This window comes from Streptomyces erythrochromogenes (assembly GCF_040684695.1).
GTDB classification, from domain to species: domain Bacteria; phylum Actinomycetota; class Actinomycetes; order Streptomycetales; family Streptomycetaceae; genus Streptomyces; species Streptomyces erythrochromogenes_C.
The window spans coordinates 88,077-101,747 of record NZ_JBFBGM010000014.1 but is presented as its reverse complement, the minus strand read 5'-3'; the positions used below and the strand labels follow the sequence as shown (position 1 = coordinate 101,747).

Genomic DNA, 13,671 nt, shown 5'->3' with positions numbered 1-13,671 from the left:
CTGTCCTGCCGGAAGCGGGAACGCCCCGACCGGCGGATTTCATCCCGCCGCAACAATTCGAACGTGTACGCCGGTCGCCTCCGGCGCACGCGGAGAGGCCCGGCACGTGGGCCGTCCGGGTCGTACGCCGCCCCGTGCGCCCTCCCGCGCGGCCGGGCCGGACGGCGCGGGAGGGGAGGGGGCTCAGAGGTGGGTCGGGGCGAACATCCTGAGGGTGGCCGCAAGGACCAGGACCGACGGGCCCGGGGTGGCGAGGGCCTTCTTGAGGTCGGCCGTCAGGGATTCGGGGGTGGTCGTGGCGGCCGGGACGCCGAAGGACTCCGCCAGGGCGACGAAGTCGGGGCGGACGAGCTCGGTGCCCGTGGTGCGGCCCTCGAAGGCGTCGGTCATGTACTCGCGCAGGATGCCGTAGCCGCCGTCGTCCACGATCAGCCAGGTGACGTCCAGGTCGTGCTGGCGGGCCGTGGCCAGTTCCGCCAGCGAGTACATCGCACCGCCGTCCCCGGAGACGGCGAGCACCGGGGTGTCCGGCTCCGCGACGCAGGCGCCGAGCGCCGCGGGGAAGGCGTAGCCGAGGCCGCCGGCGCCCTGGGCCGAGTGCATGGTGTTGGGGTGCTTGGCGTCGAAGGCCGACCACGCCCAGTAGGACAGGATCGTCATGTCCCAGAAGGACGGGGACCGGGCCGGCAGCGCGGACCGGATCGAGGTCAGCAGGGACTGCTCCAGCGCCAGGTCCTGGTCGGCGAGGCGGGCCGCGATGTCCTCCAGGACCATGCGGACCCGCTCGGGGGCGTGGTCGTCCTGCCGTTCGGTCACGGTCTCCAGCAGGGCCTGGAGGGCGAGGCGGGCGTCGGCGTGGATGCCCAGGGCCGGGTGGTTGGACTCCAGCTTGCCGAGGTCCGCGTCGATCTGGACGATCCGGCCCGTGGGGAAGAAGGTGTGGTAGTTCGACGACAGTTCGCCGAGGCCCGAGCCGACGACGAGGAGTACGTCGGCGTCCTCCAGGAAGTCCGTCATGTGGCGGTCCTCCAGCCAGGACTGGAGGGACAGCGGGTGCGTCCAGGGGAAGGCGCCCTTGCCGCCGAAGGTGGTGACCACGGGGGCGGACAGCCGTTCCGCGAGCTGCCGGAGCTTGCCGGAGGCGTCCGAGCGGACGACCCCGCCGCCCGCGATGATCACGGGGCGGGAGGCCCGCGAGAGCCAGTGGGCCGCCACCGCGGTCAGCTCGGGGCGGGGGGCGAGCTCGTGCGGGGTCGCGTCCATGCCCGTGACCTGCGGAATGACCGTCTCCGACCGCAGGACGTCCTCCGGGATCTCCACCCAGACGGGCCCGTGCGGGGCCGTGAGCGCGGACTCCCAGGCCTCGGCGACGACCGAGGGGATCTGCGAGGCGGTGCGCGCCTCGTGGACCGACTTGACCACGTCCCGGAAGGACGCGGCCTGGTCACGCAGCTCGTGCAGGTGGCCGCGCCGCCCGCCGCCGAGGCCCGCGACCGGCACCTGGGAGGAGATGGCGAGGACGGGGGCCGAGGCCGCCGCCGCCTCCGCCAGGGCCGGCAGGGCGGTGAGGGCGCCGGGGCCGGTGGACAGCAGGAGGGGCGCCGCCTCGCCGGTGATCCGGCCGTACGCGTCGGCCGCGAAGCCGGCGTTGTTCTCCACGCGGAGGGTGACGAGGCGCAGATCGGAGCGCCCCACCGCGTCGAAGAGGCCGAGGGCGTGCTGCCCCGGCAGTCCGAACACGGTGGTGGCGCCCAGCGAACGCAGCGTCTCCACGACCAGGTCCCCGCCCGTCCGGCCCGGCGGCGGGGCCAGGGCGGCGGCCGTCTGGGCCTCGGTGGGACGGAGTACCAGGTCGTGGTCGTGCGTCACGGGGGTGTGGTGCCCTTCTTACTTCGCCTTCGCCGCCGCGATCTGGCGGCTCATGATCGTGGTGAGCTCGTACGCGGTGTGCGAGGCCGCGACCGAGGTGATCTCGGCGTGATCGTACGCCGGGGCGACCTCGACCACGTCGGCGGAAACGAGGTTGCAGGAGGACAGTCCGCGGATGATCTCCAGGAGCTCGCGGGAGGTCATGCCGCCGGCCTCGGGGGTGCCGGTGCCGGGGGCGTGCGCCGGGTCCAGGACGTCGATGTCGATGGAGATGTAGAGCGGGCGGTCTCCGATGCGCTGGCGCAGCTGGTCGGCGACCTCGTCGGCGCCGCGGCGGTAGACGTCCGCCGAGGTGACGATGCCGAAGCCCATCTTCGCGTCGTCGTCGAGGTCCTGCTTGCCGTACAGCGGGCCGCGGGTGCCGACGTGGGAGAGGGCCTCGGTGTCGAGGATGCCCTCCTCGACGGCGCGGCGGAACGGGGTGCCGTGGGTGTACTCGGCGCCGAAGTAGGTGTCCCAGGTGTCCAGGTGCGCGTCGAAGTGCAGCAGGGCGACCGGGCCGTGCTTCTTGGCCACGGAGCGCAGCAGCGGCAGGGCGATGGTGTGGTCGCCGCCGAGGGTCATCAGGCGGGAGCCGTTGCCGAGGAGCTCGTCGGCGGCGGCCTCGACCGTCTCGACGGCCTCGTTGATGTTGAAGGGGTTCACCGCGATGTCGCCGGCGTCCGCGACCTGCGCGAGGGCGAAGGGGGAGGCGTCCTGCGCCGGGTTGTAGGGGCGCAGCAGGCGCGAGGCCTCGCGGATGGCGTTGCCGCCGAAGCGGGCGCCGGGACGGTAGGAGACGCCCGAGTCGAAGGGCACGCCGACGACGGCGACATCGGCGGAGCCGACCTCGTCGAGGCGGGGCAGCCGGGCGAAGGTCGCCGGGCCCGCGTAGCGCGGGATGCGGGAGGAGTCGACGGGTCCGCGCGGCTGCGTGCTCATGGCTGTGCCTCTTTCTCTGGCCTGACGTGTGCGGTCCTTCGAGCGTAAGCGCGCCGCCGGAGGGTGGGGAGTGTACGTTTCATCCATCTGGCCCTGCTGATGTGTACGGAGTATCCATGCCTGCCGGTCCCCGTGATCCGGAGTACGGCCACGGGCCCGCCGGGGAGCCGCTCACCCCGCCGGTGCCCCTCGCCTCGCTGCTCGCCGACCGGGACCTCGGCCTGCGCCACCTCGCCGGTCCGGCCGCCGCCGGGGTGCACGGCGTGCACGCCTCCGAGATGCCCGACCCCACCCCCTACCTGCTGGGCGGCGAGCTGCTCCTGACCGCCGGGGCGGGCCCCGCCGAGGATCCCGACGGGTACGCGGCCCGGCTGGCCGGGGCGGGGGCGGCCGCCCTCGGCTTCGGCGTGGCCCCGGTGCACGAGGAGGTCCCGGCCGCGCTGGCCGAGGCCTGTGCCCGGCACGGGCTGCCGCTGCTGGAGGTTCCCCCGCGGACCCCGTTCTCGGCGGTCGCCCGCGCGGTGGGGCGGCTCACGGCGGAGGCCCGGACCCGAGAGCTGCGCCGGACCACCGAGGCCCAGCAGGCCCTGGCGGCGGCCGCGGCCCGGCCCGATCCGGTCCCGGCGGTGCTGGCCCGGCTCGCCGCGAGCCTGGGCGGCTCGGTCGCCCTGTGGCCGGGCGGCCGGACCGCGGGCCCGGACCTGCCCGAACCGGCCCGGGAGGCGCTGTCGGCGCTGCTGGCCCGGGTGGGCCGCGAGGGCGGGCCCGCCACGGCCACGGACCGGGCGGGCGGACACCACCTGGCCGCCTATGCCCTGACCGGGCGGGCCGCGCTGGGCACCGCGACCCCGGCCCGCACGCCCGGCGACCACACCGTGGCCTCGGTGGCCGCGGTCCTGCTGACCCTGCTCACCGCCGAGCGGCCGGCCGGGACGGAGGCCGCGGCCCTGACCCGGCTGCTGCTGGACGGGGATCCGGCCGCGGCCCTGACCGCCGGGCCCTGGTACGCCGTCCACGCCCGCGGCACCGGGGATCCGCGGGCCCTCGCGGCCGCGCTGGGCACCGTACTGCTGGACCCGCACGAGGGCGGCGCGCGGCTGCTGACCGACCGGGAGCCGGGGGGCGCGCAGCCCGGATGGCGGCTGGGGGTGAGCGCCCCGGCGGGGCCGGAGGCCCTGGCCGCGGCCGACGCCCAGGCCGGGCGGGCCCTGCGGCGCGCGGAGGCGGCCCGTACCCCGCTGGCCCGGCACGCCGACGCCGGCCTCGCGGGCCTGGTCGGGCAGGCCGAGGCCCGCGCCCACGCCGAGGCCCTGCTCGGCCCGCTCTCCCCCGCGCTGCGCGAGACCCTGCGGGCCTGGCTGGCGCACCACGGCAGCTGGGACCGCACGGCGGCCGCCCTGGGGGTGCACCGCAACACCGTGCGCCAGCGTGTGGCGCGCTGCGCGGTCCTGCTGGACCGGGACGTGGACGACCCGGACGTGCGGATGGAGCTGTGGTTCGCGCTGCGCCGGGAGTGATCCGGCCGGGGGTGTGACGTACGCGCGTGCGACCGAGTCTGGACAGCCTGGTCAACTCGTCGGTAACTTAGTCTGAGCAAGCGCTTAATTTAGGCGGCGGACCGCCGCGACGAAGGGAGCCGGCCGTGCGCCGTACGGTGTTCAACGAGGACCACGAGGCGTTCCGCGAGACCATCCGCGCCTTCATCGAGGCCGAGGTCGTCCCCGTCTACGACGAGTGGTTCGCCGCCGGCCAGGCGCCGCGCGACTTCTACTACAAGCTCGGCGAGCTGGGCGTCTTCGGCATCAACGTGCCCGAGGAGTTCGGCGGCGCGGGCCTGGACACCCACAAGTTCGAGGCCGTCCTCTACGAAGAGACCTCCCGCGCGGGCGTGAACTTCGGCGGCTCCGGCGTGCACGTGCTGCTCGCCCTGCCCTACATCAAGATGCTCGCCGACGACGAGCAGAAGAAGCGCTTCCTGCCGAAGTTCGTCTCCGGCGAGGAGATGTGGGCCCTCGCCATGACCGAGCCGGGCACCGGCTCCGACGTCGCGGGCATGAAGACCACCGCCAAGCTCTCCGAGGACGGCACCCACTACGTCCTCAACGGCTCCAAGACCTTCATCACCGGCGGCGTCCACGCCGACCGCGTGATCGTCTGCGCCCGCACCTCCGCCCCGAGCGAGGACGACCGCCGCTTCGGCATCTCCCTCTTCGCCGTGGACACCAAGTCCGAGGGCTACTCCATCGGCCGCAAGCTCGACAAGCTGGGCCTGAAGACCTCCGACACCGCCGAGCTGGCGTTCGTCGACGTGAAGGTCCCGGTCGAGGACCTGCTCGGCGAGGAGGGCAAGGGCTTCTACTACCTCGGCCACAACCTGGCCTCCGAGCGCTGGGGCATCGCCTTCGGCGCCTACGCCCAGGCCGCCGCCGCCGTCCGGTTCGCCCAGCAGTACGTCACCGAGCGCACCGTCTTCGGCAAGCCCGTCGCGCACTTCCAGAACACCAAGTTCGAGCTGGCCGCCTGCCAGGCCGAGGTGGACGCCGCCCAGGCCGTGGCCGACCGCGCCCTGGAGGCCCTGGACGCCGGCGAGCTGACCCCGGCCGAGGCCGCCTCCGCGAAGCTGTTCTGCACCGAGGTCGCGCACCGCGTCATCGACCGCTGCCTCCAGCTGCACGGCGGCTACGGCTACATGAACGAGTACCCGATCGCCCGCCTGTACGCCGACAACCGCGTCAACCGCATCTACGGCGGCACCAGCGAGATCATGAAGTCGATCATCGCCAAGTCGATGGGCCTGTAAGTCCCCTTGAACGAGGCACTGACGGATCTCCTCGATCTGCTCGACCTGGAGCAGATCGAGGAGAACATCTTCCGCGGCACCAGCCGCACCTCCCTGGTGCCGCGCGTGTTCGGCGGCCAGGTGGCCGCGCAGGCCCTGGTCGCGGCCGGACGCACGGTGCCCGCGGACCGTCTGCCGCACTCGCTGCACTCGTACTTCCTGCGCACCGGCGACTCCGGCGCGCCGATCGTCTACTCCGTGGACCGGATCCGCGACGGGCGGTCCTTCACCACCCGGCGCGTGGTCGCCGTCCAGCACGGGCAGCCGATCTTCCACCTCTCCGCGTCCTTCCAGACGTACGAGGAGGGGCTGGAGCACCAGGTCCCGATGCCGGCCGCACCGGACCCGGAGTCCCTGCCGACGGCCGCCGAGGCGCTGCCCCCGTACCGCGAGATCTTCCGCGACCCGGGCACCGTGGAGCGGCTGCTGGAGGCGCGCGGGGCGGTGGACCTGCGGTACGCGACCACCCCGCCCTGGGGCACGGTCGGCGAACCGCTCCAGCCGCGCTCGCAGGTCTGGTTCCGCACCCAGGGCAAGCTCGCGGACGACCCGCTCCTGCACACCTGCCTGGCCACCTACGTCTCCGACATGACCCTGCTCGACGCGGTCCTGCTCGCGCACGGGCGCGGCGGCTGGGCGGTCGGCGACGTGGTTGGGGCCTCGCTGGACCATGCGATGTGGTTCCACCGGCCCTTCCGCGCGGACGAGTGGCTGCTGTACGACCAGGAGTCCCCCTCGGCCCACGGCGGCCGGGGCCTGGGCCAGGCCCGCATCTACACCCAGGACGGCCGGCTGGCGATCACGGTCATCCAGGAGGGCGTGGTCCGCATCCCGCGTGCCTGACCGCGCGCCCGACTCCGCGGCAGGCCGGTCAGTCCCACCAGAACGCCCAGTGGCCGCATCCGGTGACGGCCTCGTCGGTGTAGGCCCGGATGCTGCCGGAGCCCTGCCAGATGTTGTCGGGCGAGAGCGCGAAGTGCTCCGCCGCGACGGGCAGGGCGCGGGCGGTCGTGGGCGGCGGGGCCGCCACCGACAGGTGGAGCTCGTCGAATCCGAGGGCGACGAGCCGGGCGCCGAAGCGTGCCTCCCAGGACCGGAGCACCACGCTGATCAGGGCGGTGTCGTTCTCGAAGTTGGTCGGCCCGCCCCAGCCCAGCGCGGTGGGTACGTCGGCACCCCGGGCGGCAGGGACCAGCGCCAGCCTCGGGCCCGGCAGGACTCCGCCCACGATCAGCTCGTCCGCCAGCTCGCAGGCGGCGGCCTGCGGATCCGGGACGTCGGGACCGTCGGGCGGGCCGGGCACCGCCAGCCCGGGCCAGTCCCGGCCGAAGGGCGCGACGATCTCCTCGCCCTCCTCCCCCTCCTCCGGGTCGGGAACCACCCTGCTCCAGAACTCGCGCAGCACGGGCTCGACGTGGTGGTCGTCCGGGTCGGACATCCGCTCCGGCGCGAACTCCCGGTCCTGCCACCAGCGTTCCAGCCCGGGGCGGTCCTGCAGCAGCACCGCCTGCAGTCCGGCGGCGGCGAGCTGCGGGCTGCGGTGCGCGGCGAGCGCGCCCACGCCCACCGCCTCGTCGGACACCCACACCAGCGGCTCGGAACCCTTCCCCCACCGGCGCCGCCCGGGCCTCAGCACGACCCCGCCGGCTGGCAGGTCCAGCCCGAGGGAACGCCCTCGGGGGTCATCGGCCAGGACGTGCAGCGGATCGCGCTTCCTCGGGGGCTTCACCATGCGGCGACGCTAACCGCGCCCACTGACAACGCGCCCCGACCGGCGGGGCCGGGCGGGGGTTCTCCGTGGCTGCGCGGCAGGGGTGTCAGTGCAGGCCCGCCGCGTGGAGGAGGTAGGCCACCATCGGGTCGTAGAAGCGCGGGTCGCGGACGTGGTCGTCCAGCGGGACCGCCACCTGGAGGGTGCCCTCGGCCTCGCCGATGAAGAGGGCCGGGTCGTTGCAGTCGGCGTAACCGACCGCGTCCAGGCCGCGCTGGGCCGCACAGCCCGCCCAGCCGTGGTCGGCGACGACGAGGTCCGGCTGCGGGCGGCTCGAAGCCGTCAGGCCGTCCAGGATCGCGGTCATCGGCTCCGGCGAATGGGTGTGCCACAGGGTCGCGCCCCGCTCCAGCACCGCGACGTCCGCGAACTGCCACACCGAGCCCTCGTCGGCCGTCAGCCCCTGCGGAATCACGACGATCTCGCAGCCCGCGGCGCGCAGGGCCGCCGCCGTGGCCCGGTGGACGTCCAGCAGGCCGCCCGGGTGGCCGGTGGCGAACAGCACGCGCTGCCGGTCGGCCGCCGCCTTGCGCAGGCGCGCGGCCAGCCGGTCCAGGCCGGCCACGGTCAGCTCGGGGTCGATGGTGTCCTGGCCGTAACGGAAGCCCGGGTCGTCCACGACGCCGCAGCGCTCCGCCATCACGGCGAGCACGTCCTGCTCGTCGGTCCAGCGGTCGCCCAGTTCCAGGCCCAGCCAGTAGTGCCGGTCGCCGTTGGCGAGCTTGCGGTAGTGGGAGAGGTTGTTCTCGCGCGGCGTCGCGACCTGCCCCGCGATCCGCGTGCGGACCAGATGGTCGACGAGTTCGGCGCGGCTCGGCGCTTCAACAGATCGGTCGGACGGCTCTATCGGCTTCGGCATACGGGCCATTCTGCCGCCGCCGGGCCGGAGGCGGCGCGTCCATTCCGGTCGGCGGACGCCCCGGGTCATGCCGACAGCGCCCCGAAGGCCCCGTGCGCGAGCCGGCGCAGCAGCGACTCCACGGCCTCCCGGCCGAGCGCGGCCAGGTGCGGGGTGGAGTTGAGCAGGCCGAAGACCGCGTGCACGGCGACCCGCACCTCGGCCTCGCCCACCTCGGGGTGCAGTTCCCGTACGACGTCCACCCACAGCTCCACGTACTGCCGCTGGAGCTGCCGTACGAGCTTGCGGTCCGCCTCGCGCAGCCGGTCGAGCTCCCGGTCGTGCAGGGTGATCAGCGCCCGGTCGTCGAGCGCGAAGTCGATGTGGCCGTCGATGAGGGAGGACAGGACCCGGCCCGGGTCGCCCGCCGCCTCCGCGACCCGGTGGCGGCCGCCGGTGAGCAGCCGCTCGCTGATGCCGACCAGCAGCTCGGCGAGCATGGCGTCCTTGCCCGCGAAGTGCCGGTACAGGCCGGGGCCGCTGATGCCGACCGCGGCCCCTATCTCGTCCACGCCGACGCCGTGGAACCCGCGCGCGGCGAAGAGGCGGGCGGCCTCGCTGAGGATCTGCTCGCGTCGGGTCGGGGCGGCCGCTCTGGTGCTCATGGGAAACCATTCTAGACAGGGCCGTTAGCGGTCGTTAACCTGAGCTCACGAGCGTTAACGCTCATTAACCGCCTGGAACGAGCAAGGGAGCTCGACCGATGCAGCAGGCACCAGTGCTGACGAGCGCCGCGGACCCGGCGTCCGAGGCCTGGCGGACCAACGAGGCCGCCCACCGCGAGCTGACCGAGGGCCTGCGCGCCCGGCTCGACGCGGCCCGGCTCGGCGGCGGCGAGAAGGCCCGCGCCCGCCACACCGCCCGCGGGAAGCTCCTCCCGCGCGACCGCGTGGACACCCTCCTCGACCCGGGCTCCCCCTTCCTGGAGCTGGCGCCACTGGCCGCCGAGGGCATGTACGGGGGCTCCGCCCCCGCCGCCGGGGTCATCGCGGGCATCGGCCGGGTCAGCGGCCGCGAGTGCGTGATCGTCGCGAACGACGCCACCGTCAAGGGCGGCACGTACTACCCGATGACCGTGAAGAAGCACCTGCGCGCCCAGGAGGTGGCGCTGGAGAATCGTCTCCCCTGCCTCTACCTGGTCGACTCCGGCGGCGCCTTCCTGCCGATGCAGGACGAGGTCTTTCCGGACCGCGAGCACTTCGGCCGGATCTTCTACAACCAGGCACGCATGTCGGGCGCCGGCATCCCGCAGATCGCCGCCGTCCTCGGCTCCTGCACCGCGGGCGGGGCGTACGTGCCGGCCATGAGCGACGAGGCCGTCATCGTCCGCAACCAGGGCACGATCTTCCTCGGCGGCCCGCCGCTGGTGAAGGCCGCCACCGGTGAGGTCGTCTCCGCCGAGGAGCTCGGCGGCGGCGAGGTCCACTCCCGCGTCTCCGGCGTGACGGACCACCTCGCGGAGGACGACGCGCACGCGCTGCGGATCGTACGGAACATCGTGGCGACCCTGCCCGAGCGCGGGGCCCTGCCCTGGTCGGTCGAGGCCCCGGAGGAGCCGAAGGTGGACCCGGCCGGGCTGTACGGCGCGGTCCCCGTCGACTCGCGCACCCCCTACGACGCCCGCGAGATCATCGCGCGGGTCGTGGACGGCTCCCGCTTCCAGGAGTTCAAGTCCGAGTTCGGCCAGACGCTGGTCACCGGCTTCGCCCGGATCCACGGCCACCCCGTCGGGATCATCGCGAACAACGGCATCCTGTTCGCCGAGTCCGCCCAGAAGGGCGCGCACTTCATCGAGCTGTGCGACCAGCGCGGCATCCCGCTGCTCTTCCTCCAGAACATCTCCGGCTTCATGGTCGGCCGCGACTACGAGGCGGGCGGCATCGCCAAGCACGGCGCCAAGATGGTGACGGCCGTGGCCTGCGCCCGGGTCCCGAAGCTGACGGTGGTGGTCGGCGGCTCGTACGGCGCGGGCAACTACTCGATGTGCGGGCGGGCGTACTCGCCCCGCTTCCTGTGGATGTGGCCCAACGCCAAGATCTCCGTCATGGGCGGCGAGCAGGCGGCCTCGGTCCTCGCGACGGTCAAGCGCGACCAGATCGAGGGCGCCGGCCAGGAGTGGCCGGCCGAGGACGAGGAGGCCTTCAAGGCCCCGGTCCGCGCCCAGTACGAGGAGCAGGGCAACGCCTACTACGCCACGGCGCGGCTGTGGGACGACGGGGTCATCGACCCCATGGAGACCCGGCAGGTGCTGGGACTGGCCCTGACCGCGTGCGCGAACGCCCCGCTGGGCCAAAAGGATCAGACGCAGCCGGGCTTCGGCATCTTCCGTATGTGACGTTGTGACGTGAGGACCTCACTGATGTTCAGCACTGTTCTGGTCGCGAACCGCGGCGAGATCGCGGTCCGGGTCATCCGCACCCTGCGGGAGCTCGGCATCCGCTCCGTGGCCGTCTTCAGCGACGCGGACGCGGACGCCCGCCACGTACGGGAGGCCGACACGGCCGTCCGGATCGGCCCGGCGGCGGCCGCGGAGAGCTATCTGTCCGTGGAGCGGCTGCTCGACGCCGCGCGGCGGACGGGCGCCGAGGCCGTGCACCCCGGCTACGGCTTCCTCGCCGAGAACGCCGGCTTCGCGCAGGCCTGCACCGATGCCGGCCTGGTCTTCATCGGGCCGCCCGCGAGCGCCATCTCCCTCATGGGCGACAAGATCCGCGCCAAGGAGACCGTGAAGGCGGCGGGCGTGCCCGTGGTCCCCGGCTCCTCGGGCAGCGGCCTCTCGGACGCCGAACTGGTCGCGGCTGCCTCGGAGATCGGCATGCCGGTGCTGCTGAAGCCCTCGGCGGGCGGCGGCGGCAAGGGTATGCGGCTCGTGCGCGACGAGGCGGTGCTCGCCGAGGAGATCGCGGCGGCCCGCCGCGAGGCCCGTTCGTCCTTCGGCGACGACACCCTGCTCGTCGAGCGGTGGGTGGACCGGCCCCGGCACATCGAGATCCAGGTGATGGCGGACGCCCACGGCAACGTGGTCCACCTCGGCGAGCGGGAGTGCTCGCTGCAGCGCCGGCACCAGAAGGTCATCGAGGAGGCCCCCTCGGTCCTGCTCGACGAGAAGACCCGGGCGGCGATGGGCGCGGCGGCCGTCGACGCGGCCCGCTCCTGCGGGTACGTCGGCGCGGGCACGGTGGAGTTCATCGTCCCCGGCGGCGACCCCTCCTCCTACTACTTCATGGAGATGAACACCCGGCTCCAGGTCGAGCACCCGGTGACCGAACTGATCACCGGCCTGGACCTGGTGGAGCTCCAGCTGCGGGTCGCCTCCGGCGAGGCCCTTCCCGTCGCCCAGGACGACATCCGGCTGACCGGGCACGCCATCGAGGCCCGCGTCTGCGCGGAGGACCCGGCGCGCGGCTTCCTGCCGTCCGGCGGTACGGTCCTGGCCCTGTCGGAGCCGTCGGGCGGCGCGGTCCGTACGGACTCGGGCCTGACGGCGGGCGTGCCGGTGGGCTCGACGTACGACCCGATGCTGTCCAAGGTCATCGTCCACGGCCCGGACCGGGCGACCGCCCTGCGCATGCTGCGGGGGGCCCTGGCCGACACGGTGATCCTGGGCGTGCAGACGAACGCCGGTTTCCTGCGGCGGCTGCTGGCCCACCCCGATGTGGTGTCGGGCGACCTGGACACCGGTCTGGTCGAACGCGACCTCGCGGAGCTCCTCCCGGAGGGGGTCCCGGACGAGGTGTACGCCACCGCAGCCCTGCTGGCGGGCACCGCGCCGGAGCCGCGGGCGGCGGGATGGGTCGACCCCTTCGACGCCGCGAGCGGCTGGCGCCTGGGCGGCACCCCCGCCTGGACGTTCCACCACTTCCGTCTCCCGGGCCAGGAGCCGGTGGAGGTCCGCACCCGCCCCCTGGGCGCGGACACCGAGGTCCTCGTCTCCGCCCCCGACGGGGCGGATTCAGCCGCACCGGCCCGCGGCCGGATCGTCAGCCGCACCCCCGGCACCGTCACCGTCGAACTCGACGGCGTCACCCACCGCTTCAGCCACGCCGCCTCCCCGGAGGGGACCTGGCTCGGACGCGACGCCGACTCCTGGCACGTCCAGCGGCACGACCCCGTCGTGGCCAACCTCAGCGGCGCCGGCCGGGCAGGGGCCGACACCCTCGCCGCCCCCATGCCCGGCACCGTCACCGTCGTCAAGGTGGCCGTCGGCGACAAGGTGGCGGCCGGTCAGAGCCTGCTGGTCGTCGAGGCGATGAAGATGGAGCACGTCATCTCCGCCCCGCACGCCGGCACGGTCACCGAGCTGGACGTCTCCCCCGGCACCACCGTCGCGATGGACCAGGTGCTGGCCGTCGTCACCGCGGACGAGGAGGAGGGCGCGTGATCGGGCTGCCCATGAGCGTCCCGGCCCCCGGCCTGCCGGCCCGGGTCCGCATCCACGAGGTCGGCGCCCGCGACGGCCTGCAGAACGAGAAGACGGCCGTCCCCACGGAGGTCAAGGCGGAGTTCGTCCACCGCCTGGCCGCCGCGGGCCTGACCACCATCGAGGCCACCAGCTTCGTGCACCCCAAGTGGGTGCCCCAGCTGGCCGACGCCGAGCAGCTCTTCCCGATGCTCGCCGACGTGGATGCCGCGCTGCCCGTCCTCGTGCCGAACGAGCGCGGCCTGGACCGCGCGCTCGCGCTCGGGGCCACCCGTATCGCCGTGTTCGGCTCGGCCACGGAGACCTTCGCCTCCCGCAACCTCAACCGCACCGTCGCCGAGTCCCTCGCGATGTTCGAGCCCGTCGTGGCCCGGGCCCGGCAGGGCGGGGCGCACGTCCGCGGCTACCTGTCCATGTGCTTCGGCGATCCCTGGGAAGGCGCCGTGCCGGTCCACCAGGTCGTCACCGTGGCCAAGGCCCTGCTCGACCTCGGCTGTGACGAGCTGAGCCTCGGCGACACGATCGGCGTCGCCACCCCGGGCCACGTCCAGGCCCTGCTCTCCGCGCTGAACGAGGCCGGTGTCCCCACCGACCGCATCGGCGTGCACTTCCACGACACCTACGGCCAGGCCCTGTCCAACACCCTCGCCGCGCTCCAGCACGGCGTCACCACCGTCGACGCCTCCGCGGGCGGCCTCGGCGGATGCCCGTACGCGAAGAGCGCCACGGGCAACCTCGCCACCGAGGACCTGGTGTGGATGCTCGACGGTCTCGGCATCGAGACCGGGGTCGACCTGGCCGCCCTCACCGCCACGAGCGTGTGGATGGCCGAACGGCTGGGACGTCCCAGCCCCTCCCGTACCGTCCGCGCCCTCTCCCACAAGGAGTAGTCA

11 protein-coding genes are annotated in these 13,671 nt (G+C 73.9%); 6 read left to right on the top strand and 5 right to left on the bottom strand.

What is annotated here, in order from left to right; translation table 11 throughout:
- Positions 1–183 precede the first annotated feature (183 nt).
- The gene (locus AB0O53_RS21375) at positions 184–1,869 is read right to left on the bottom strand and encodes a thiamine pyrophosphate-binding protein (RefSeq protein ID WP_350995220.1); all 1,686 of its coding nucleotides are present in this window, start codon (positions 1,867–1,869) and stop codon (positions 184–186) included.
- An 18-nt stretch (positions 1,870–1,887) separates the two neighbouring features.
- Positions 1,888–2,850 carry an agmatinase gene (gene speB, locus AB0O53_RS21370; protein ID WP_030655465.1) on the bottom strand — a complete coding sequence of 321 codons (963 nt, stop codon included), beginning with the start codon at positions 2,848–2,850 and terminating at the stop codon, positions 1,888–1,890.
- Positions 2,851–2,966: 116 nt separating this feature from the next.
- On the opposite strand from speB, the gene AB0O53_RS21365 reads away from it, so the two are divergent.
- The 3 genes from AB0O53_RS21365 (at position 2,967) to tesB (ending at position 6,532) form a co-directional block, all read left to right on the top strand.
- Entirely contained in the window at positions 2,967–4,367 is a 1,401-nt protein-coding gene (locus AB0O53_RS21365; protein ID WP_350995218.1) for a helix-turn-helix domain-containing protein, read from the top strand.
- A gap of 125 nt (positions 4,368–4,492) precedes the next feature.
- Positions 4,493–5,650, top strand: coding sequence for an acyl-CoA dehydrogenase family protein (locus AB0O53_RS21360; protein ID WP_031145399.1), 1,158 nt, complete (start codon positions 4,493–4,495; stop codon positions 5,648–5,650).
- Positions 5,651–5,656: 6 nt separating this feature from the next.
- Complete coding sequence (tesB, locus tag AB0O53_RS21355) at positions 5,657–6,532, top strand: acyl-CoA thioesterase II (RefSeq protein WP_364845009.1); 876 nt, start codon at positions 5,657–5,659, stop codon at positions 6,530–6,532.
- A gap of 28 nt (positions 6,533–6,560) precedes the next feature.
- Here tesB and AB0O53_RS21350 read toward each other — a convergent pair whose 3' ends face one another.
- The 3 genes from AB0O53_RS21350 to AB0O53_RS21340 all read right to left on the bottom strand — a co-directional run bounded on the left by AB0O53_RS21350 (position 6,561) and on the right by AB0O53_RS21340 (position 8,963).
- Positions 6,561–7,421: a DUF4253 domain-containing protein gene (locus tag AB0O53_RS21350; protein ID WP_365197456.1), complete on the bottom strand. Its 861-nt coding sequence runs from the start codon at positions 7,419–7,421 to the stop codon at positions 6,561–6,563.
- 85 nt (positions 7,422–7,506) lie between these two features.
- Positions 7,507–8,328 (bottom strand): phosphatase, encoded by an 822-nt coding sequence (locus AB0O53_RS21345; RefSeq protein ID WP_350995212.1) that lies wholly within the window; start codon positions 8,326–8,328, stop codon positions 7,507–7,509.
- A 56-nt stretch (positions 8,329–8,384) separates the two neighbouring features.
- Positions 8,385–8,963, bottom strand: coding sequence for an SACE_7040 family transcriptional regulator (locus tag AB0O53_RS21340; RefSeq protein ID WP_350995211.1), 579 nt, complete (start codon positions 8,961–8,963; stop codon positions 8,385–8,387).
- Positions 8,964–9,061: 98 nt separating this feature from the next.
- On the opposite strand from AB0O53_RS21340, the gene AB0O53_RS21335 reads away from it, so the two are divergent.
- The 3 genes from AB0O53_RS21335 to AB0O53_RS21325 are packed head-to-tail and all read left to right on the top strand — an operon-like array spanning position 9,062 to position 13,668.
- Positions 9,062–10,693, top strand: coding sequence for a carboxyl transferase domain-containing protein (locus AB0O53_RS21335; protein WP_350995210.1), 1,632 nt, complete (start codon positions 9,062–9,064; stop codon positions 10,691–10,693).
- Between the two features lie 24 nt (positions 10,694–10,717).
- A complete protein-coding gene (locus AB0O53_RS21330; RefSeq protein ID WP_350995208.1) occupies positions 10,718–12,739 on the top strand; it encodes an acetyl-CoA carboxylase biotin carboxylase subunit in 2,022 nt (673 codons plus the stop codon).
- A gap of 11 nt (positions 12,740–12,750) precedes the next feature.
- Complete coding sequence (locus AB0O53_RS21325; protein WP_350995420.1) at positions 12,751–13,668, top strand: hydroxymethylglutaryl-CoA lyase; 918 nt, start codon at positions 12,751–12,753, stop codon at positions 13,666–13,668.
- The last annotated feature ends 3 nt before the right edge of the window (positions 13,669–13,671 follow it).